Origin of the sequence: Pontibacter kalidii (assembly GCF_026278245.1) — a bacterium.
GTDB classification, from domain to species: Bacteria; Bacteroidota; Bacteroidia; order Cytophagales; family Hymenobacteraceae; genus Pontibacter; species Pontibacter kalidii.
On sequence record NZ_CP111079.1, the window covers coordinates 3,025,864 to 3,046,401 of the forward strand.

18 protein-coding genes and 1 tRNA gene are annotated in these 20,538 nt (G+C 56.2%); 13 read left to right on the plus strand and 6 right to left on the minus strand.

Annotated elements, in window-relative coordinates; genetic code table 11:
• The first annotated feature begins 68 nt into the window (after positions 1 to 68).
• The gene (locus tag OH144_RS12670; RefSeq protein ID WP_266202611.1) at positions 69 to 548 is read left to right on the plus strand and encodes an RDD family protein; all 480 of its coding nucleotides are present in this window, start codon (positions 69 to 71) and stop codon (positions 546 to 548) included.
• A 426-nt stretch (positions 549 to 974) separates the two neighbouring features.
• Complete coding sequence (locus tag OH144_RS12675; protein ID WP_266202612.1) at positions 975 to 1,406, plus strand: RDD family protein; 432 nt, start codon at positions 975 to 977, stop codon at positions 1,404 to 1,406.
• 9 nt (positions 1,407 to 1,415) lie between these two features.
• On the opposite strand, the gene OH144_RS12680 is transcribed toward OH144_RS12675, so the two are convergent.
• The 3 genes from OH144_RS12680 to OH144_RS12690 all read right to left on the minus strand — a co-directional run bounded on the left by OH144_RS12680 (position 1,416) and on the right by OH144_RS12690 (position 6,292).
• A complete protein-coding gene (locus tag OH144_RS12680; protein WP_266202613.1) occupies positions 1,416 to 2,696 on the minus strand; it encodes a DUF389 domain-containing protein in 1,281 nt (426 codons plus the stop codon).
• Positions 2,697 to 2,794: 98 nt separating this feature from the next.
• Positions 2,795 to 3,367, minus strand: coding sequence for a SixA phosphatase family protein (locus tag OH144_RS12685; RefSeq protein WP_266202614.1), 573 nt, complete (start codon positions 3,365 to 3,367; stop codon positions 2,795 to 2,797).
• A 48-nt stretch (positions 3,368 to 3,415) separates the two neighbouring features.
• The gene (locus OH144_RS12690) at positions 3,416 to 6,292 is read right to left on the minus strand and encodes a tetratricopeptide repeat protein (RefSeq protein ID WP_266202615.1); all 2,877 of its coding nucleotides are present in this window, start codon (positions 6,290 to 6,292) and stop codon (positions 3,416 to 3,418) included.
• A 600-nt stretch (positions 6,293 to 6,892) separates the two neighbouring features.
• On the opposite strand from OH144_RS12690, the gene OH144_RS12695 reads away from it, so the two are divergent.
• The 4 genes from OH144_RS12695 (at position 6,893) to OH144_RS12710 (ending at position 11,162) form a co-directional block, all read left to right on the plus strand.
• Positions 6,893 to 7,936 (plus strand): NAD-dependent epimerase/dehydratase family protein, encoded by a 1,044-nt coding sequence (locus tag OH144_RS12695; RefSeq protein ID WP_266202616.1) that lies wholly within the window; start codon positions 6,893 to 6,895, stop codon positions 7,934 to 7,936.
• A 178-nt stretch (positions 7,937 to 8,114) separates the two neighbouring features.
• Complete coding sequence (locus tag OH144_RS12700) at positions 8,115 to 8,879, plus strand: glycosyltransferase (RefSeq protein ID WP_266202617.1); 765 nt, start codon at positions 8,115 to 8,117, stop codon at positions 8,877 to 8,879.
• Complete coding sequence (locus tag OH144_RS12705; RefSeq protein ID WP_266202618.1) at positions 8,866 to 9,522, plus strand: lipid-A-disaccharide synthase N-terminal domain-containing protein; 657 nt, start codon at positions 8,866 to 8,868, stop codon at positions 9,520 to 9,522. Before OH144_RS12700 ends, OH144_RS12705 begins: the two co-directional genes overlap by 14 nt.
• A gap of 5 nt (positions 9,523 to 9,527) precedes the next feature.
• Entirely contained in the window at positions 9,528 to 11,162 is a 1,635-nt protein-coding gene (locus OH144_RS12710; RefSeq protein ID WP_266202619.1) for an ArnT family glycosyltransferase, read from the plus strand.
• A 489-nt stretch (positions 11,163 to 11,651) separates the two neighbouring features.
• Here OH144_RS12710 and OH144_RS12715 read toward each other — a convergent pair whose 3' ends face one another.
• The 3 genes from OH144_RS12715 to OH144_RS12725 all read right to left on the minus strand — a co-directional run bounded on the left by OH144_RS12715 (position 11,652) and on the right by OH144_RS12725 (position 12,957).
• The gene (locus tag OH144_RS12715; RefSeq protein WP_266202620.1) at positions 11,652 to 11,909 is read right to left on the minus strand and encodes a hypothetical protein; all 258 of its coding nucleotides are present in this window, start codon (positions 11,907 to 11,909) and stop codon (positions 11,652 to 11,654) included.
• Between the two features lie 135 nt (positions 11,910 to 12,044).
• A tRNA-Leu gene (locus tag OH144_RS12720) sits at positions 12,045 to 12,126 on the minus strand.
• 111 nt (positions 12,127 to 12,237) lie between these two features.
• Positions 12,238 to 12,957: a phosphatase PAP2 family protein gene (locus OH144_RS12725; protein WP_266202621.1), complete on the minus strand. Its 720-nt coding sequence runs from the start codon at positions 12,955 to 12,957 to the stop codon at positions 12,238 to 12,240.
• A gap of 90 nt (positions 12,958 to 13,047) precedes the next feature.
• On the opposite strand from OH144_RS12725, the gene thpR reads away from it, so the two are divergent.
• From thpR to OH144_RS12760, 7 genes are all read left to right on the plus strand, one after another.
• Positions 13,048 to 13,593, plus strand: coding sequence for an RNA 2',3'-cyclic phosphodiesterase (thpR, locus tag OH144_RS12730; RefSeq protein WP_266202622.1), 546 nt, complete (start codon positions 13,048 to 13,050; stop codon positions 13,591 to 13,593).
• A 58-nt stretch (positions 13,594 to 13,651) separates the two neighbouring features.
• Positions 13,652 to 14,143, plus strand: a complete 492-nt coding sequence (locus tag OH144_RS12735; protein ID WP_266202623.1) for a CinA family protein — start codon at positions 13,652 to 13,654, stop codon at positions 14,141 to 14,143.
• 34 nt (positions 14,144 to 14,177) lie between these two features.
• The gene (locus OH144_RS12740) at positions 14,178 to 14,840 is read left to right on the plus strand and encodes a class I SAM-dependent methyltransferase (RefSeq protein WP_266202624.1); all 663 of its coding nucleotides are present in this window, start codon (positions 14,178 to 14,180) and stop codon (positions 14,838 to 14,840) included.
• Between the two features lie 208 nt (positions 14,841 to 15,048).
• On the plus strand, positions 15,049 to 16,881 hold the full coding sequence (locus OH144_RS12745) for a M61 family metallopeptidase (protein ID WP_266202625.1): 1,833 nt from the start codon (positions 15,049 to 15,051) through the stop codon (positions 16,879 to 16,881).
• Between the two features lie 96 nt (positions 16,882 to 16,977).
• The gene (locus OH144_RS12750) at positions 16,978 to 17,631 is read left to right on the plus strand and encodes a hypothetical protein (protein WP_266202626.1); all 654 of its coding nucleotides are present in this window, start codon (positions 16,978 to 16,980) and stop codon (positions 17,629 to 17,631) included.
• 210 nt (positions 17,632 to 17,841) lie between these two features.
• Positions 17,842 to 18,858: an MBL fold metallo-hydrolase gene (locus tag OH144_RS12755; RefSeq protein ID WP_266202627.1), complete on the plus strand. Its 1,017-nt coding sequence runs from the start codon at positions 17,842 to 17,844 to the stop codon at positions 18,856 to 18,858.
• Between the two features lie 68 nt (positions 18,859 to 18,926).
• Positions 18,927 to 20,405, plus strand: coding sequence for a sodium:solute symporter (locus OH144_RS12760; protein ID WP_266202628.1), 1,479 nt, complete (start codon positions 18,927 to 18,929; stop codon positions 20,403 to 20,405).
• The last annotated feature ends 133 nt before the right edge of the window (positions 20,406 to 20,538 follow it).

Consider the following 20,538-nt stretch of genomic DNA (forward strand, 5'->3'; position numbering starts at 1 on the left):
TAGGCAGCCTTTTTTGTTGCAGGTGTGCCCCGGATGTTGTATCATCGCTGCCAATACTACTTTTACGCATGCAGCTTTACCAAAACGAAGAAGAAAAAAACCCGATCGCCCTTGCCTATGCCAGCTTCTGGAAGCGGATGGCGGCCATTTTTGTGGATGCGCTCATCATCTCCTTTTTCATGAACCTGTTTATACTTCCCATACTTGACATTGATACGCTTCCGGAGTTGACGGATATGGAAGGCCGACTGAAGATACAGGGACTTGCCGCACTGATTGGCTGGCTATACTATGCCGGTTTCGAGAGCTCTGCCCGCCAGGCTACGCTGGGCAAACAGATCTTCGGCATTTTCGTGACGGATACGGAAGGTTACCGCATTTCCTTTGCCCGCGCCACCGGCCGCTACTTCGGCAAAATGCTGTCGGGTTTCATCCTGCTGATCGGTTACCTGATGGCCGCCTTCACAGAGCGCCGCCAGGCCCTGCACGATAAGCTGGCCGGCACACTGGTGCTCCAGCACCCGGGTAATGGCAGTAAAGAGGCTTGAGAGGATTTCCTTCTACAGCGCAGCTTTCTCTCTCGGAAAGGGAAGCGGCAAGTATAAAGTTAACCCACCCCTTCCCCTCCCAGGAGGGGAATTCTGAACAAAACACGTGATTTCTCTCCTCCCGGGCCCAAATGAGATCTGCGCCCCGGGCTGGCGTGGTTTATACTTTGCAGGGGGCTAGCCGCTATTTGTACGCCCAGTGCTGGCAGCTACAGCACTTATACTTTAGCCAAGGCCTATAGCCTCCTCCCCTCGAAAAAGCCAGGCAGCAAAGTATAATTCCGCCAATCCCAAAACCTATAAATGACTGATTTCAAACACCTAATTCCCAGACCCTCAGGATAAAGTATAATTTCTCCCCTTCCACCCGTAACCAACACGCCAGCTGCAAGTATAAAAAGGTGCGCACCCTTATAAGTACTTCCTATGCAGACTACCTATACCCAAAGTAAAGAAAAAACCGAGCTGGCAGACCTTAGCGCGCGTCTGTTGGCATTTGCATTAGATGTGCTGCTGTTGCTCACGCTGATTGGCATCACCGATTTTTTTACCTTCAGCAGCAATGACGAAGCACTTTTCCTGAAGCCAGAGCGGCTGCTGCACCTGGTGTTGGCCTGGCTATACTTTGCCGGCACCGAGACCTGCCGCTGCCAGGGCACACTGGGAAAATACCTCATGAACCTGCGCGTAACAGGGCCTAAAGGCGAGCGCATCAGCTTCAGAGCAGCCACGCTGCGCTTCCTGCTCCGGCCGGTAGCTGCCGTGTTGGTCATTTTACGCTTCCTGGTTGGTTCCGATGACAGGGTCCGTCGCGCCTTCCACGACCGCGTAGCCGGCACGCAGGTGATCGCCCAATAAAGTATAAGGTCAGTTCTGCTTTTCTTCTCCGGGATACCCCAGCAAAGTGATGGTGAACATTGGGTCTGCGTTCCAATTCTCGGCTTTGATACGCTTGTAGAGCACATCCTGCACCAGCTGCTTTACCTGCTCATCCGTTACCGAATCATTGCGGTTGTAGAGGTAGAGCTCACAGATCACGGGGTTCAGGTTCGGCAGGGTGCCGCGGGTAAAGCGGGCGCTGACCTCAATCGTTTCAATATCCTCCAGCTTCTCCAGTTCGTTGCGCATCACCTCGGTGATCTGCGTGCTCAGGCTGGCCTTCTGCAGCGATGGCTGCCTGGCAAACTGCCAGTACAGCATCCCGGCAATAATCACCCCCGAGGCCAGTAACGAAAGCCAGAACACCGACTCTTTTCCATCAGCAAAGCGAACGCCCTTTACCGTAACCTTGCCCAGGTACCGGAACACCAGCGCCGCCGTGAACTGAATCACCACCAGCTGAAAGATCAGCAAAAAAACGCCGCTGCGCACCAGTTGCCAGTTCCCAAAGTTCAGCGCCATGCCTATCAACCCCGTGGGCGGGGCAAGCGAGGCAGCCACCAGCATGCCCACGGCCGCACCGGCCACCAGGCTATCCCGCTCCGACTGCACCAGATTAATACCACCGGCTATGCCAGCAGCCAGCGGCAACAGAATAGTTACCTGCGAGATGTGGCTAACTTCCACCATCATAGGCGTGGCGTGCTCCTGGCCGATCAAAAACGAAAGTATAAATGTGATAAGGATAGAGGCCCCGATGGCCATAAAGTAACGCAGCAGGCTTTGTTTGAGCAACGCACCCTTTCCGGCTGCGGCGCCCAGTGCGGCGTTCATGGCGGGTCCGGCAAAGGGCGCCACCAGCATGGCCGCTACCAGCAGGTAACTGGTGCTTGTGTAGAAGCCCACCCACACCAACATACCGCCTACCACCGCATAAGTCAGCAACCCAACCTTGGATCCTACACTTTGCAAGCCACCCAGGAAAATCTCAATTGGGCTGCGGTAGGTCACGTCCGTTACCTGGTCTGGCGCATCGTCCTGCGGCGGATACAAGGAGATAACCCCTCGTGGCACAAGGGTGATTTCCGCTTCCTCATACTTGCTAAGATTTGCGATGAAATTACTGACCCGCTCATTGCTCAGGTGCACGGTCACCAACTCCCCTTCCTCTGCCTGCTGCACGATCAGGTTCTTACCATCGTGCTTCTCGGCTATACGTTTAACCTCTTGTCCCTGCCCCTGCTTTACTTTTATACTTAATTTGCGCATGCTCTTACTACGGTGGCAGCGCCCTCAAGTGTTCGGGCAAAAGAAAAGCCCCTGCAACGCGCGGCGCTGCAGGGGCTTCTGAAAAGTATGAATTGGCCTTAGTTGACCCCGAAATGGTCTGTTTCTACCGTGGCCGTTCCGTCTTTGGCTAGCGTCACCTTAAACAGGTAATCATACTCCTGCTCCGAGATGTCGGGCACTGGGCGCTTGGCTCCGAAGGCCTCTAAGATAGGCAGCAGCGTATTGGAGTGGCCTGCTACCACCACCGTCTGCCCCTGGTGGTTCTGCAGGATGCGTTTCTTCAGCCCGCTGAAGTCGTGTGCCTCGTAGGGCAGCACCTCCAGCTGACGCTCCTCGGCCAGGGGCTTCAGGGTGTTCTTGGTGCGGATATACTTGGTGGCGTAAAGGGCATCCACCTGCTCCTGCCTGAGCAACTCGCGCAGCGCCTCGGCCCGGGCCCTGCCATCCGGCGTCAGGTCCGGGTCCTGGTTATTAATGTCGGAGATGTCCTTTTCGGCATGGCGCACCAGGTATACCACCGTGGGCTGGGTGTTGTTATCCACCGGGTCCACCACGGCCAGGGCTCCCTCCTGCCCCACCGGCGACTGCTTACAGGCCATAGCCAGCAGCAACAAGAAAAGACTAAGCTGTTTCAGTAAAGATTTGTTCATGTAAACAATTGTTGGTTAGAAGAATGGAAATTGGTTGTGTTTATTCGTTTAGGAGTGCGCCAGCTGCTCCCCGGCAAGAGACACAGCCTCGGCATCGCGGGTGCGGCCCTTCTGCTGCAGCAGGCGCACCAGTCGCTGCCGCACCTCCAATTGGTAGGGGTACAGCAGCAGGGAGCGCTCATAGGTCTGTATGGCTCTGTTCAGTTTGCCGGTGGCCTCGTACATGCGGCCCTTCGCCGATTGCAGCTGCGCTAGCTCCACCACCGTCTCCGGCGTGCGGAATTCCTTTAGCATGGCCTTGGCCTTATCCTGCTGCCCCAGGGCGGCCAGCACCGGCACCAGCAGGTGACGCTCCTGCTCCTGCCACTTTTTCTGCCCCTCCAGCAAGGGCTGAATAGCGAGGCGGGCAGCCTCCTGGTTCTGCAACTGCAGCTGGTAGGCCGCCATCAGTATCATAAAATCGGCCCGCGGCGAGCCGGCCGCCGACAGGATGCGCTGCGCCTCCGCCAATGTTTCGAAAGCCTCTTTATGCTTGCCCTGCGTGCCCAGCACCTCGGCGTACTGCCTGCGCAGGTGGTAGTTCTGCGGCTTCAGCGACACCAGCCGTTTGAGCTCCTGCTCCGCCTCCGGGTCTATACTGGTGGTGCCTTTCAGCCAGCTTGCATACGCCAAGGCCTCATCGCGCCGGTCGCGGAGGTAGGTGGAGACGGTGGGCGCATTTTCTACGTAAGCCTGTGCCACGGCAATGGCCTCCGGCACCATGCCGTAGTCCACAAAGAACGCACGGAACCGCTCATTTACCTGCGCCTGCATCAGCAGGTCGTCCTCCAGCTCTGCGGCTTTTTTGTACAGCGTTATCTGGTTCATCAGCGCGTCGTGGGCGTTAAGCTTGCCATTACGCTTCATGGTTTCCTGCAGCTCGGCCTCGGCCAGGTAAATAGGGGCATAATTGGGGTTGATCGTCTTGGCCTGCTCCAGCCAGGCCTGCGCCTCCTTATACTTCTTCCGGCGCTGCTCTACACCGGCATAGGCCAGCAGGGCCGGCTGGTACTTTTTATCCCACACCAGGGCGCTGTCTAAGTATAAACCGGCCTTCTGCAGATCATCCTGCCGCTGCGCCTTGTTGGCCAGGTTCAGGTACACCTGCGCCCAGTTGCTGGCCATGGCCTGTTTGTCGCCGGCCAGATAGGCCCGCTGCCGCTGCACCAGCTTATCGAGGAAAGTATAAAGCGCCGGGTCCTTGGCCTTCAGGTCGGCGGTGGTGTTGATGGATTTGTGGTTGAGCGGATGCACCTTCACGGGCTCAAAATAAGCCGGGTAGGTCTGGGCGAGGTACTCGTGTTCGTTGTTGGCAGAGTAATAGTCCAGGGTACGGCCCTGTTCCATGGCATTATAGTATAAACGGCGTACCTGGCGGCTCTCGGCATCGGTAAACACGCGGCCGTGGAACAGGTGCACATACTCGTGCAGCACTACGTTGCGCTCCAGGTAGGATCCCCGCACCACGTACTCGATGGCCGCCGCGCCACTGCCCACGCCCCGTATATCCATCCACTGGCGGTTATCAAAGGTGGTGGCCTGCCGGAAGTAGGGCGAGTTCATGGCAATGGCCAGGTCCACGTGCAGCGGCGGCACCACGAAGGTTTCGCCCTGCTTAGAGAGGAACGGGAAGTAGACGATGCTTTCGTAGAGCTGCGACCACACCATCTGCTGCACCTCCTCGCCGGGGTAATAGGTCACGTCCGGAAACACCCGGGCAAAGTTCACCGGGTCCTTGATCACCGTTTGCTGCACCACCTGCTGCAGTGAGTCGTAATTGTGCAGGTAGGTGAGCTGCTTTTGCTTGATAACGGCGGCCAAGGCGTTGTGCGCCGGTCCGTAGTGCTGCTTTTTGCGGAGGATGCGCTGGAAGATAGCCTGCGCAGAGTCCAGGCGCACCTGGCGGTCCATGTCGAAGGCCATGTAATAGGCGGAGCCACGCAGCATGGCGGGCAGCACCGAGGTTTTATACTTCTCTTGTACCTGCTGCGCCGAAGCCAGCGCCTCTTCTACCTTGTCTTCCGATAGTAGCTTATCAGCCGTCTTTAGCTCCTCGCGCACCTGCTCGTCCTCGGGTTGAGCGTAGTCGGCGTAGGTGAGGTTGGTATGGCCGTTGCCCCAGTGCCAGTGCGTCACGTAGTGCAGCGGGTTCAGCGTCAGCGCCAGCTCCCACTGCGCGGCCATGTCGTTGAGTTGAGTGGCATCTACGCGCCGCCAGATGGCATAGCCATAGTTAAAGCGCGCGTCAGCGTTAAAAGGGTCTAGCGTCAGGCTGTTAATGAGGGGTTGCTCGGCCAGTTCCGGCTTCTGGTTCCAGAAGTGCACATCCGACTCCAGCAGCCAGGCCGCCGCATTGTCTTTGTTCCAGCTTTGCACCTTTTTGGCCCATTCCAACGCCTCGTCATACTTTTTCTGCAGCAACAGCACACGGCCTACCCTCAAGGCGGCTTCCTCGTCCTGTGGGTTTTTCGCGAGCAGGGCATTGGCTGTGGCTTTGGCTTTCTCCAGCTCCCAGGCCTGCACCTGCAGCCTGCTTTGCAGCAGCAGGGCTTCCCGGTTTTGCGGCTTCTCCTGCAGCACTCCTTGCACCAGCGCTCCGGCCTGCTCAAACCTGTTTTCGAGCATGGCCAGCGCTCCCTGCGCCAGTCTTACGCCTGTTGTTGGTGGCGCTCCCTGCAGCAGCAGCTTTGCCTCCTGCCAAGCCCCTAGCTCCAGCAAACGGGAGGCTTTTTCAGCCGGGTCTAAACGTGCCTGGAGCACCTCCTGCCGCTGTTGGAACAGCTTTTGCCGCACAGCCTCCACCTCGTCGGGGTGCTGGGCAAGGGTGGGCAGGGCAGCCAGGAACAAGAAAACATACAGCAGCAGTTTTTTGGAAAAAGAAGGCATGAGGGTCAGATACAGCTAATTAACTTCTAAAAGTATGATTTTCCTGCCTTTGATAAAAGCATTAGCCCTTATATTTAGGAAGCTTAATATAAGCTTTGCCTTAGCAGCTACTCGTCCTGAGAACATAGCCTCAACCAGTTATACCTTGCCTTCCCTGCTACCGCCCCCGACTGCCGCTGATTTGCCGCGCTACGGGTGGTTTTTTCAAAGTATACTTTGGTAGCTCTCCAACCCTCACGTGCCTACCCTGAAGCGGGAGCATGACGATGCTTCCCGCACCTCTCTGCCTATCCCCTATCCTGAAAATCCTGCCCTGCGAAGCTCCTCCGCCAGGTTACCTCCTAAATGGCTTTGAAGAAGGCATTCAAACTACGACTTGCTATTGCAGAACACCCACATTAAAAACGTAGATACCGCGCTACTATCTATGCTGAAATCCGTAGTATACATAAATAAAGTATAACAATTTCATTATATTATATAGTATCACTAACTACATGCTACAGAATTACTACAGATTCTGAGAATAGCTTTGTTGTTTATACTTGAAAGAAGCCCTTACACGGGGCTTAGGCCTGAAGCAGTGAAGAGATGGAAGCTATGCCACGCGTACTTGTAACCGGCAGCGCCGGGTTTATCGGCCATCACCTGGTAATGGCCCTGCAGCGACATGCTTCTCTTGTCGTGGGCCTCGACAACCTGAACAGCTATTACGACCCGGAGCTGAAGTATGAACGGCTGACCCAGCAGGGTTTTAACCGGGAGGAGATCAGCCAGGGCACCCTTGTCCAAAGTATAAAAGCGCCAAACCTATACTTCACGCAGCTTGATATCGCCGATGCGCCAGCCCTGCAGCAGCTCTTCGGAGAACACCGTTTCGATATAGTGGTTAACCTGGCCGCACAGGCTGGTGTGCGCCATAGCCTCGACCATCCGGAGGAGTATGTGACCAGCAACCTGGTGGGTTTTGCCAACGTGCTGGAGTGCTGCCGTCACCATCGTATAAAGCATCTATTATTTGCCTCCTCCAGTTCGGTGTATGGCCTGAACAGGCAAATACCCTTCAGCACCAACCACCGCACGGATGCACCTGTCTCGTTCTATGCCGCCACAAAAAAAGCAAACGAGGTGATGGCCCACAGCTACGCGCATCTCTACGGCATCCCCACTACCGGACTGCGTTTTTTCACCGTCTACGGTCCCTGGGGCAGGCCCGATATGGCGTACTACAGCTTCGCAAAAGCAATAGTGGAGGGCAAGCCGATCCGGATCTTTAACCAGGGCGATATGCTGCGCGACTTCACCTATGTGGACGACGTGGTGGAGAGCATCGTGCAGCTGCTGGAGGTGCGGCCCGAGACCTGCGATGTGCCTTACAAGCTCTACAACATCGGCAATAATAAACCCGAGCAGCTGCTGGAGATGGTGGCCCTACTGGAGCGCCTGCTGCAGCGCAAGGCCAGACTCGATCTGCAGCCCATGCAGCCCGGCGATGTGCAAACTACCTATGCGGAGGTGGAGGAGCTGATGCGTGCCACCGGCTTCCGGCCGCATACCACGCTGGCGCAGGGGCTGCAGCAGTTTGCCGAATGGTTTAAGGCGTATCACCAGGTGCAGGAGGTGCCACAGTTGGAGGTGCAGTAACCGGGGCTGCCGCCCAGCGTGCGCCTGGTCTAAGGCTCTTGGCCGTTGGAAGGTTCAGGCGGGCCGGTGCCTCCTTTTTTGAAAGAAATACGCGCAGCTAAAAGCGGTGGTTAAAGTATAAACTTTGCTTCTGCAGCTGCTGTTAAAGAGTTTATACATTAGATAATTAAGTAAGCAGATGCCTGATAGTACTTTAGAGTCGGTATCATTGACCGTGCTGGTGCCGGTTTTTAACGAGGAGGGCTGCCTGCAGCGCTTCCGCGAGGCCATGGACGCGTTTCTGGCGCAGTCGCCGGTGCCTACGCAGGTGCTTTTTGTAAACGATGGCTCCACCGACAGCAGTCTGGACCAGATTCGCGGGATCTGCCACGGCAACGCCGGCTACAGCTACCTTTCCCTGGACCGCAACCACGGCCTGAGCACTGCCATCAAGGCCGGCATCGACCATTGCCAGACCACCCACATCGGCTACATCGACTCCGACCTGCAAACCTCCCCGCTGGACTTTATGCTGCTGTTGGAGCATGTGCCCCACCACGAGATGGTCATCGGCATTCGCGCCCGGCGCAAGGATACCTTCATCAAGAAGCTCTCCTCTAAAATCGCCAACGGCTTCAGGAGGTACATGATCAACGACGGCATTGTAGACACGGGCTGTCCGCTCAAGATCATGGACGCTGCCTACGCCAAACGGGTGCCTTTCTTTGATGGGATGCACCGCTTTCTGCCGGCGCTGCTGCAGCTGCAGGGGGCTAAAATAAAACAGCTGCCGGTGCAGCACTTTGAGCGGTACGCGGGCTACTCCAAGTACCACCTCTTCAACCGTCTGTGGGGTCCGCTCAACGATACGTTCGCCTTCCGATGGATGCGCAAGCGCTACATCACGTATGGCATCGCAGAAGAATTCAGGAACCAGCCTGCCGTAGTTGATGGACGTATCTGAAATGCTGATATACGGCGTGGGCCTGCTGGCGCAGCTGCTATTCTCGGCACGTATCCTCATCCAGTGGGTAAAGTCGGAAAAGGCCGGTCGCGTGCTCTCCCCCGCCTCCTTCTGGACCACCAGCCTGCTGGCCTCCATCCTTTTGATGACCTACGGCGCGCTGCGCAACGATATCGTGATCGTGGGCGGTCAGCTTGTTTCCTACTTCATCTATGTGCGCAACATCAAGCTCAAGCACGTGTGGGAGGGGCTTTCCTGGCCCCTGCGCTGGGGCGCCCTGCTCTTTCCGTTCGCGGCCACCGGCTGGCTGCTCTGGAGCGACACCTACAGCTTCAGCTACATTATGGAGCACAGCAAGGTTTCGGGCGCTTTGATTGCCTGGGGCGGGGCCGGGCAGTTCATCTTCACGATGCGCTTTGTGTACCAGTGGTGGTGCTCGGAAAGGCTGCAGGAGTCGGTCATCCCGCTCGGTTTTTGGGTCATCAGCCTGACAGGAAGCCTCATGATCATGTCCTACGCCGTGCTGCGCCTGGACCCGGTGCTCTTTCTGGGGCAGATATTTGGTGTAGTGGCTTATACTCGTAACTTTATGCTTGGGCTGCGCGAACAGCGGTCGGCCCCTAAACCTTCTACCACGAGCTAAACCCGATGCCGCTACTCTGCAAAGACCGCTCAGACCAATCGCTCTATGGCCTGCTGCTTGTGTTGTTGCTTCTTTTGTTGTTTAACCTGGGGAGTTGGGGCGTGATAGAGACCAGCGAGGCCCGCTACGCGGAGATCAGCCGCGAAATGTGGCAGAGCGGCGACTTGCTGCACCCGCGCCTGCTGGGCATCCAACATTACCATAAGCCTCCGCTCACGTACATCATCACCTCCTTCGGAATGGAGCTTTTCGGCCCCAATGCCTTTGGGGCGCGTTTTTTCCTGCAGCTCTCGCTCGTGTTTCAGGTGTGGCTGGTGTACCTCATCGGCAAGGAGATTTTCAGCAGTTCCCGGCAGGCGCTCCTGGCCGCTGTGATATACCTCACGATTCCGGCTGTGCTTATCTCAGCCCGCAACCTCACCACCGACTCGTTCCTGGCTACCTTTGAGCTGGCCGCCATCCTTACCTGGCTAAAGTATAAAACCCGGGCAACCTCCCTTTGGCTGTACTTTTTTTACCTGCTGCTGGCGCTGGCCTTCCTTACCAAAGGCCCGGTGGGGCTGATCTTCCCGGTGCTGGTGGCCCTTGGGGTGGGGGGAAATTATACTTCTGACACCCACCATACTTCTGGCTGGCACCACCTGCCGGCGCTCCTGCTGTTCCTTGCGCTGGGTAGTTCCTGGTACGTGTACCTCATGCTGCATGACCCGCAGTTTGTGGATTACTTCCTGTTGAAGCACACGGTGCAGCGCTACGCCAACCCCGAAACCTTTGGCCGCTCCCAGCCCTGGTGGTTTTACCTGGTGCTGGCCCCTGCGCTCAGCCTGCCGTGGTCTGCCATCCTGCTGGCACAGCTGGGCAGGCTCAAAAAGATGCCGGGCAGGCTCAGGCGCCTCTTTATACTTTGGATACCCCTGCCGCTGGTGTTCTTCTCCTTCTCCGGCTCCAAATTGATACTTTACATCCTGCCCATCTTTGCCGGGCAGGCGCTGCTAACAGCGTGGCTGCTCCACAACATGTCTGAAAAGGCTACCAAAAGAGCAATGAAGGCCGGGCTGGTGTACTTTACGGTGCTGGCCGTGGCGCTTTTTGTGGTCCCGCTGCTGCCCGTGGGCATTGCCCTGCCCTGGCGGGTGCTCACCTTCCCCGTCCTGATCCTGGGCGCGTTTGCCATACTTTGGACCGGCGAACGGCAGCAGCAGCAGAAGCTGGTGTACGGGGCCCTGGTTTTTACGGCACTGCTCCTGCCCTACTCGGCTAAACTCCTGGCGCACAACCCGCAGTTTACCAACGGCAGCCGCCCGGTGGCCGAGGTCATTGTGGCGCGTAACCTGCAGCAGCGGCCTATCCTTGTGTATAACAAGCTGCTGCCCTCGCTGGCTTTCGAGCTGAATAGAAGCATCGTCTCCCTGGACGATGGCACAAGCAAGCTGGAGCGGGAGCTGCAGTTTGAGCAGGACAAGCAGTGGCGCGAGCAGCTGCTGCAGCTAAAACGCCCCGAAGACATGCAGCGCCTGAGGGAGCTGTTGCAGCAGAAACCCGTGCTGGTGGTGAAGAACGAGCTGCCGGAGGAGCGGCAGTGGATGCTCGGGTACTTTGATAGGCAGGAGCAGGTTGGGGAGTGGGTGGTATATTATTAGTAAGCTGATGTTTGTGCCTCGATAAGCATCCCTGCAGTAAGCGAACGTACGCTGTACCCTATCCAACTGCCCCTCTCCCGGAACGAGTCTGGGATTTCAGGGCTTATCCAAGAAGGGACTATCTGCTTTGGCTAAAGTATGAGTTTTAAAGTTGCTGCCGTTGCGCGGACAGGTCGCGACCTGTCCGCACAAGAGTGAAACCACCCCTGAGAGCTACGCTCGCTAGCTCAAAACTCACGTTTTGGCTAGTCCAGAGGAGGGGAATTGTTCAGCAGCCGATTAACATCCCCCTGCCCCCTTCCAAGGGGGACTTTTGTTCCTACTCCGTTAGCCGCAGCTATCGAACTGATCCCAGTCTTTGGGTTGAGCGCCTATGCGAGTTTTTCCGGTGCCGAACGTAAGTGAGGCATTGCGACGCAGGAGCAAAGGAAAAGCTCCCAGCGCGATGCCCGAAGACGAGCCCTCTCGGGCTGGAGAGCAGAAAGTATACTATGGAACAAGTTGGTTGTAAAGCCGTGGATCAGCGGCAGCTAGGAAGGATAACTTGGTTCCAGTTGCGGCAATCAGCAGCAAAGGCACAAGCGGACGCTTGCGCCAGGGAAAGTATAAGCCAGCAAGTATAAACCGAAGTATAAAAGTATAGCCCAAGTATGAAGTATGGCTCTGCAAACCCGACACCATAGAAGGCACGGGTTGCAAACCCGCGCCAGCGATAGGTATAAAGTATAAAAGTATAGCTTGTATCAAGTAGCAGGAAGCAGTGGCTAAAGGAGGCTGAGGTACAAGCAGACACTTGCGCCATCGTAAGGGCACCTAAAAGTATAATCCGCCTGAAAACAAAAAAGGCTAACCTCTAAAGATTAGCCTTTTCATGATTTAGTGTGCGCAAGAAAGGACTCGAACCTTCACACCTTGCGGAACTGCCGCCTGAAGACAGCGCGTCTACCAATTTCGCCACTTGCGCATAAATCACTATATCAAATGAACGTCCCCAAAACCCTTTAACCCTTTGTGTTGATTGGGAGTGCAAAAGTAGTAGCTGGATTTCAAGAAAGCAACATCCCCCTTCATAAATTTATTCTTTTTCTGCCGGCTCTTCCATCAATATGGGCGTGATCTCTTTACCAGAGACCCGTTCCATGCGGTGCAGCACCGATATCCCCAGTATAACCCACAGGAAACCAGCCGCAAAGCCAGCTAACACATCCGTGGGATAGTGCACCCGCAGGTAAATCCGGCTAAAGCCGATCAGAAGCACAAAAACGCTAAGCCCTATAATCAGCGTGTTCCGAAGGCGCACATCCCGCACGTTGTGCCAGGCCAGGTAAATCAGCAACCCGTAAAAGGAGGCCGCCACCATACTGTGGCCGCTCGGAAAACTGAGACCCGAGGCCTCTACGAGCGGCGACATAGGGCGCTCCCGGTCAAAAAAGTACTTGAGCACGAGGTTTAGCGTGATGCTGCCGAGCGCTACCACCGGCACTTTGAGGGAGTTCCAGCGGTGTTTGCGCACAAACAGGTAAAAGGCGATCAGGGCCAGCGCCGCCGGCGTGAGGAACTGTCCGGAGCCAAAGAAGGTAATGAACTTGATGAAGCCATCCATAAAGGGGCTGCTCAGGTTGGCAGCAAAAGCAAAACCTGCCTCATCGAGCCATACCTTGTCGCCCGCCATGATCTCGCGCCCAAGCCAGAGAAACACAATAATGCAGGCCAGGAACAGCAGCCAGATAAAGACCAGCTCCACAGTAAAGAGGGCCGCGGAGGCCACCATCCGTTTATAGAAAGTTCGTATCATAACGCTTCAGATTCATTTTTACAACGTATCCATACCGGGCACGAATTGCCCAGGCTCATGCTATTCTCAGGATTTCACTATACGTAAACTATGAAAGACAGCATCAGGTTGTTTGTCGCCGCGCCACTGCCCACCGCCCTGCAGGAGAAACTGACCGGGCACCTGTCGCATTTTGAGCACCCGAGCCTGCGCATTTTGCCGCAGCAGAACCTGCACCTCACGCTCTACTTTATAGGCAACGTGCCGGCACAGGAGCTCCAACGCATAAAAGAGCAGGTGGCCCGGGTGGCGCAGCACCACCAGCCGTTCACTTTACAGTTTGAGCGAACCGAGCCCGGCCCCAAGCCACGGCACCCACGGCTCATCTGGGCACGCTTTGCCCCGCACCCGGCCTTTGAGGTCCTCAGCAGCGAACTGACAGCAGCACTAATGGGCCAGCCGGCCGAAACGCAGAAATCCATCCCGCATATTACCCTGGCCCGCTACCGCAAAGACGCGCAGCCCCCGAAGCAGCTGCCCGCCATTACTTCGGATGAGCCACTGGAGCTGCCCGTGCAGGAGGTGGCGCTGTGGCAATCGGTGCTGGGCTCGCCGCACCCTACTTATTCTGTGATGGAACGCTATGAGTTAGGCTAAACCTGCACCAACCAAACGCAGTACAAGAGGCTGCACCCAACCACCTAACGAATCAAACATGAACGAAAAGGAGCTTACCGAGCTGATGATGGGCCTGAAGGACAAAGGGCTGACAGTTGCTTTTGCCGAGAGTTGCACGGCCGGCCTGCTGGCCTCTGAATTTGTAAAAGCCAAGGGCAGCAGCGAGGTTCTCAAAGGCAGCCTGGTGGTGTACCAGCCCGAGGTGAAGCAAAAACTACTCGGCGTGAAGAAGGAAACGCTGGACCTGTACACCGCTGAGTCGCAGCAGGTGACGAACGAGCTGGTCATGGGCCTGAGGAAGCTTCTGGGTGCCGATATCAGCATCGCCACCACCGGCTTGGCCGGCCCCGGCGGCTCCGAGACCGAGGAGAAGCCTGTGGGCACGATGTTCGTCAGTTTCCTGTATGACGGCAAGGCAGAGGAGTTCCGGGAGGTTTTTAAAGGCAACACCGAAAGCGTGCGCAAACAGCTCGTCGATTTTATCTTTGAGAAACTAAAAGGCGTGGTGGAGCAGCATTACGACCGCTAGTTGCTATTTTGCGCCCGCACCTACTGTTTATACTTTGCCCAAGCTCCCCGACAGCGGATTTAACCGAGTAGCCTCTTTTTACGATGCCCTGGCGCGGCTGGTGTATGGCCAGGCGCTGCAGCAGGCGCAACAGGCCCTGTTGCCCTTCGTGCCGCAGCAGGCGCGGGTACTGGTGATTGGCGGCGGCACCGGCTGGCTGCTGGAGCAACTCCTGCAAACCGGCAAGCAACTGGACATACTATACCTGGATGCCGCCCCGGCCATGCTGCAGCGCGCCCGGCAAAAGTATGAAAAGTATAAAAAGCCCCATAGCTGCCGCGTCTGCTTCCGGCTGGGCACCGAGCAAAGTATACAACCGCAGGAGCAGTTCGATGCCATTATCACCCCCTTCCTGCTGGACCTTTTCCCGCCACAGCGCCTGCGCCAGCTCATGTGTAAACTGGCCACATCCTTAGCCCCCGGCGGGCAATGGCTGCTCGCAGACTTCTGGCCCGTGCAGCAGCCCCCGCCCTGGTGGCAGCGGCTTCTCCTAAAAGGCATGTATACTTTTTTTGGGTTGATGAGCGATGTGCAGGCCAGGCAGCTGCCCGATTACCACGCCCATTTTACAGCGCTGGGACTGGAGCAGCAGTATAGCCAGGCCTTTTACGGCGGCATGGTGCAGGCCAAAGCGTTTAGAAGAGTTAAGGAGTTATAGAGTTTAGGAGTTAGAAAATTAAAAAGTTAGAAAGTTAGAGTTGGGGAGTTGTAGAGGCGTAATAGATTGCTCCTTAGAGGTAGATATAGATCGAGGTACCTAGCAACGCATAACTGATAATTGTTAACTGATAACTGTTAACTGATTAGAGTTGCTCTCCCATTTGTCAATCCTTATATTTATACTTTCAACTATACTGATCTAACCGATGAAACCTACATTATACGGCCTGCTGGGCCTGGCGCTGGGGCTTATGGCACAGCCGGTACTAGCGCAGCAGCAGGTAAGGTATGAGCTCTCCTTCCCAAACGCAGCACACCACGAGGCCGAGATAAACGTCTCCTTTTCCGATATCCGGACCGATACCCTGAAAGTGTTAATGCCGCGTACCTCGCCGGGTCGCTATGCCATCCATGAGTTTGCCAAGAATGTGTACAACGTGCGCGCTACCAACGCGCAGGGGCAGCCCCTGCAGCTCCTGCGCCTGAACACCAGCGAGTGGGCTGTGCTGGGTCACGACGGTAAGGCCTCCATCAGCTATACCTTGTTTGCCGACCATGCCGACGGCACCTATGCCGGCGTGGACGAAACGCACGCCCACCTGAACGCGCCAGCCAGCCTGATGTATGCGCGCGGTTTTGAGCAAGCGCCGGCCTACGTTACGTTTCACACCCCCGAGGGCAGCAACTGGAAAGTAGCCACGCAGCTGCGGCAGGAACAGGGCAACACCTACTTCGCTCCCAATTTTCAGTACCTGATGGACAGCCCCACCGAGCTCAGCGACTTTGATTTTGCCGAGTGGACGGTAAGCGACGGCGGCAAGCCCAAAACGATACAGGTGGCACTACACCACCAGGGCACCAAGGAACAGTTTCAGGAGTACGTAGATCACACCAAGGCCATTGTGGCCGAGCAGCAGGCGGTGTTCGGAACGTTACCCGATTTCGACTTTGGCCGCTACACCTTTATTGGCTGCTACATGCCGCAGGCTGTGGGCGATGGTATGGAGCACCGCAACTCTACCATCCTGACCAGCTCCCGGCCACTGGCCGCTGCCATGGGGCCGCTGCTCAACACCGTCTCGCATGAGTTTTTCCATGCCTGGAACGTGGAGCGCATCCGTCCTGCATCGCTGGAGCCGTTCAATTTCCAGGAGGCCAACATGAGCGAGGCGCTGTGGTTGGCCGAAGGCTTCACGAGCTACTACGGCGACCTGACCATGACCCGCAGCGGCATCTATGACCTAAAAAAGTATGCGTCTGACCTGGCCGGGGATCTCAATTACGTGCTGCTCACACCGGGGCGGCAGTACCACAGCCTGGTGGAGATGAGCCAGCAGGCACCGTTCGTGGACGCCGCACGCTCCGTGGACCCTGTAAACCGCCACAATACCTTTATCTCATACTACACCTACGGCAGTATGCTGGGCCTGGCTCTGGACATGACCCTGCGCCAGCAGTACAACAAAACGCTGGATGACTTTATGCAGGCCCTCTGGCAAAAGTATGGAACACCGGAAAAGCCTTACACGATGGCCGACCTGCAGCAAACGCTGGCGGAGGTAACCGGCGATGCGGCCTTTGCGAAGCGGTTCTTTGAGCAAAGCGTGTTTGGCAGCGAGCTGCCGGACTATGCCCCGCTGCTGGCTCAGGCCGGGCTGGAGCTGCGCAAGGCCAAACCGGGCGAAGCGACTTTAGGCCTGCTGTACCTGGACTACAAGGACGGCAAGGCAACCATCGCGAATGGCACTTACGTCACCTCGGAGGCTTACAAGGCAGGCCTGGAACGGGGGGATGTGCTCCTGGCGCTGGATGGCCGCAAGATCAGAAAAGAGAAAGACCTGCAGAAGACGCTGAAGAACCGCAAACCGGGCGAGCGTATGGCCCTCACCTACAGCCGCCAGGGCCAGCCGCGCCAGACCACGCTGGTGCTGGAGGAGGTGCAGACGCTGGAGGTGATCCCCTTTGAAAGTACAGGCAAACAGCTGACACCCGAAATAGAGGCTTACCGAACCGCCTGGCTGGGTTCGAAGGCTAAATAGCGGCGGGAGTATACTTTAAAGTGGCTATGCTCGTTTTGCTTTTGAACCATCTACCTCGTACCTTAGTATAAGAATTTATACTTCAGCCATTTCCACGTGAAAAATATATTCAGAACATTACTGGCGGCCGGGCTGCTTTACGCCGGCCAAGGTATGGCCCAGGACGTGAAGCCAAGCCTGGAGGCCGCCCCGGACCCAACCGCGGCCACCACCGCCCCTGTAGCCGCAGCCACGTCGGAGCCTGCCAAGCCCGAGAAACCCGCCTGGCAGGGCCCAAAACTGAGCTATGGCCTGAACATGGGGGCCAGCATCAGCAACGGCTTTGGCAGTGCCACCTATGTGGAGCCCTCGGTGCGCTACCAGGTCAGCAACCGCTTCCGGCTAAACACCAGCCTGGCCTATGTGCATACTTCCGGCTATAACACCCCTGTGGCCGGCCCTGAAGGTACTACGGTATTGTACCGCAACGGCGCCGGCAGCCACTATATCGCCAGTGTGGGCGTGGATTACCTGGCCAGCGATCGCCTGATCCTGAGCGGCAACATCTGGCGCGATTTTTCGAACGTGCCCGCCAACCAGTTTAACAACAGCTTTTACAGCCCCGGCAGCATGGGCGCCGACTTCAGGGCCACCTATAAAATCACGGAGCACCTGAGCGTCACCGGCGGCATCCGTTATACCGACGGCGCCTCGCCCTACGGCAACCATTTCTACTCGCCGGCCTACGGCAGCAGATACGGCTACTGGTAAGCGCTTAGGATATCCCTCAGCACGTATAAAAGCGCTTCCCTGGACCTGCAGGGAGGCGCTCTTTTTTATAGGCCATTTCAGAGGAAGCCCTGTATAACCTATTTTGCCGTTTCTAAAGTATATAAGTGTGATGTAAGCCAGAGGACATAAGTATAGGAGTAAGCATTCCCTTCCTCGTCCTTTTGCCAGAAAATATAACGGAGACAAACTTTGCAGCAGAACAACCACCACATTCGCCATATAAAAAACGACCGCCTCGAAACCATTAAACCCGGCTACAGAGGCAACAAAACTGTAAACGGACGCTTCGCTAACGGCGATGAGCTTTTCAAACCGGAACTAAAGCAGGTGCTGAAGTGGCAGCTAAGCCGCAACCCGCAGCGGGAGCAAAAGAAGCTCGATCACTACACGCCGCACGTACAGGAAGGAAATAATTTTCTGCACGACGACCGCGACATGCTGGTGTGGCTGGGGCACTCCGCCTTTTTCATTCGCCTTAACGGCATCACGTTCCTCACCGACCCGGTTTTGTACGACATCCCCATGGTGAAGAGACGGGTAGGAACACCCTGCTCGCCGGAGGATATCCGTAACATCGATTTTCTGCTGCTCTCCCACGCCCACCGAGACCACCTCGACAAAAAATCGCTGCAGACGGTTTACGGGGCCAACCCACAGGTGAAGGCACTGGCCCCGCTGCGCGCAGGTGATATCCTCCGGAGCATAAACCCGCACCTGCCCTATCAGGAGGCGGGCTGGTACCAGAAGTATGACCTGGTGCCCGGTAGCGTGGAAGTATACTTTATGCCCGCCTCGCACTGGCACCGCCGCGGCCTTACGGACATGAACAAGGTACTCTGGGGCAGCTTTGTGCTCAAGACGCCCACCCATACGCTATACTTTGCCGGCGACACAGGTTTTGCCCCGCACTTTGAGGAGATCGAGGAATTGCTCGGCCCCATGGATGTGTGCCTGATGCCGGTGGGCGCCTACAAGCCGTCTTTTCTGATGCAGAAGAGCCACCTGAGCCCGCACGAGGCCGTGAAAGCCTACAACCTGCTGCACGGCGGCACTTTTATACCCATGCACTACGGTACCTACGACCTCTCCGACGAGCCGCCGAGCGAGCCGGTGCGCCTGCTGGAGCAGATTGCCGCCTCGGGTATGCTGCAGGGGCTGCGGATTCCGGCTATTGGGGAGCCGGTGCTGCTACAGGACCTTTTATAAAGCGTGGCGCAGGTGCATAGTTTTGTTATATTTGTGAATTAGAACGTTTACGAACCACTGCTTGCACTATGTCCTCAACCCTTATCATAGGCCTGATCATTGCCTATTTCTGTATCCTGATCTTTATTTCTTACCTCACCAGCCGTAATTCCGACTCTGAGACTTTCTTCCTGGCCAACCGCTCCTCGCCCTGGTATGTGGTGGCCTTTGGCATGATCGGCACCTCGCTGTCGGGAGTGACGTTCGTATCAATTCCCGGCATGGTGGCGGTGGCAGAATTCTCGTACCTGCAGTTTGTGCTGGGCTACCTGTTGGGCTATTTCGTGATTGCCACGGTGCTCATGCCGCTCTACTACCGCATGAACCTGGTCTCGATCTATACTTACCTGGAAGACCGCTTCGGATGGTGGTCGTATAAGACGGGGGCGGCCTTCTTCCTGCTCTCGCGCACATTGGGTGCGGCTATTCGCCTTTTCCTGGTGGCGGGAGTACTGCAGTTGGCGGTTTTCGATGATTTTGGTATTCCCTTCTCCGTTTCCGTCATCATCACCATTGTCCTGATTTGGGTGTATACCTTCCGGGGTGGTATGAAAACGATCATCTGGACCGATACCTTCCAGACAACCGCCATGCTGCTGGCGGTTGGTGTCAGCATCTGGCTCATCTCCGACGAGCTGAACCTGAGCTTCCAGGGATTGATTGACACGATACAGACCAGCGAATACTCACAGGTATTTTACTGGGATTTCAAGGATAGCAAATACTTCCTCAAGCAGTTCTTCTCCGGCGCTTTCATCGCCATTGTGATGACGGGCCTTGACCAGGACATGATGCAGAAGAACCTGAGCTGCAAAAACATCGGCGAGGCCCAGAAGAACATGTTCTGGTTCAGCATCATTCTGGTGTTTGTAAACATCCTGTTCCTGGCCCTGGGTGCTTTGCTTTACATCTATGCCAACGCTAAGGGCATCGCCCTTCCAGAGCGCGGCGATGATGTGTTCCCATTCCTGGCCCTGAACCACTTCTCATACTTTGCAGGCATCATATTCATACTTGGTATCATTGCCATTACGTACGCCTCGGCCGACTCGGCGCTTACGGCACTAACCACCTCCTTCTGCGTGGACTTTCTTAACTTCAAGGACCGTCCGGAGCAGGAGCGTGTGCGTGTGCGCTACATCGTTCACGCCGGTATCTCCGTGGTAATGGGCCTTGTCATCATCGCTTTTGACATCCTGAACAATGATAGTGTGGTAACTGCCGTATTCAAGGTGGCCGGTTATACCTACGGGCCCCTGCTGGGCCTCTATTCCTTCGGCATCTACACCAAGCGGGCTGTGCGCGACAAATTTGTGCCTGCCGTCTGCATCATCGCGCCGCTGCTTACCCTTATCCTCAGCTACAACTCCGTAGACTGGTTCTGGGGCTACGAGTTCGGCTTCGAGGTACTGATCCTCAACGGCTTTCTGACCTTTATTGGCCTGATGGCTGTTTCGACAGGTAAGATTGATGAGCTGGAGCTGGCGCAGGAGCAAACGACCGCTTAATTTTAGCTAAGCCTTAAAACGCCCTCTTCTGTTCTTCGGGAGAGGGCGTTTATTTTATATGCCTTCGTAGCCTTATCCGAGATCTGCACCCACCACCTCTGAGCAAGGTAATGGCTCGGCTGTCCCTGCCCCT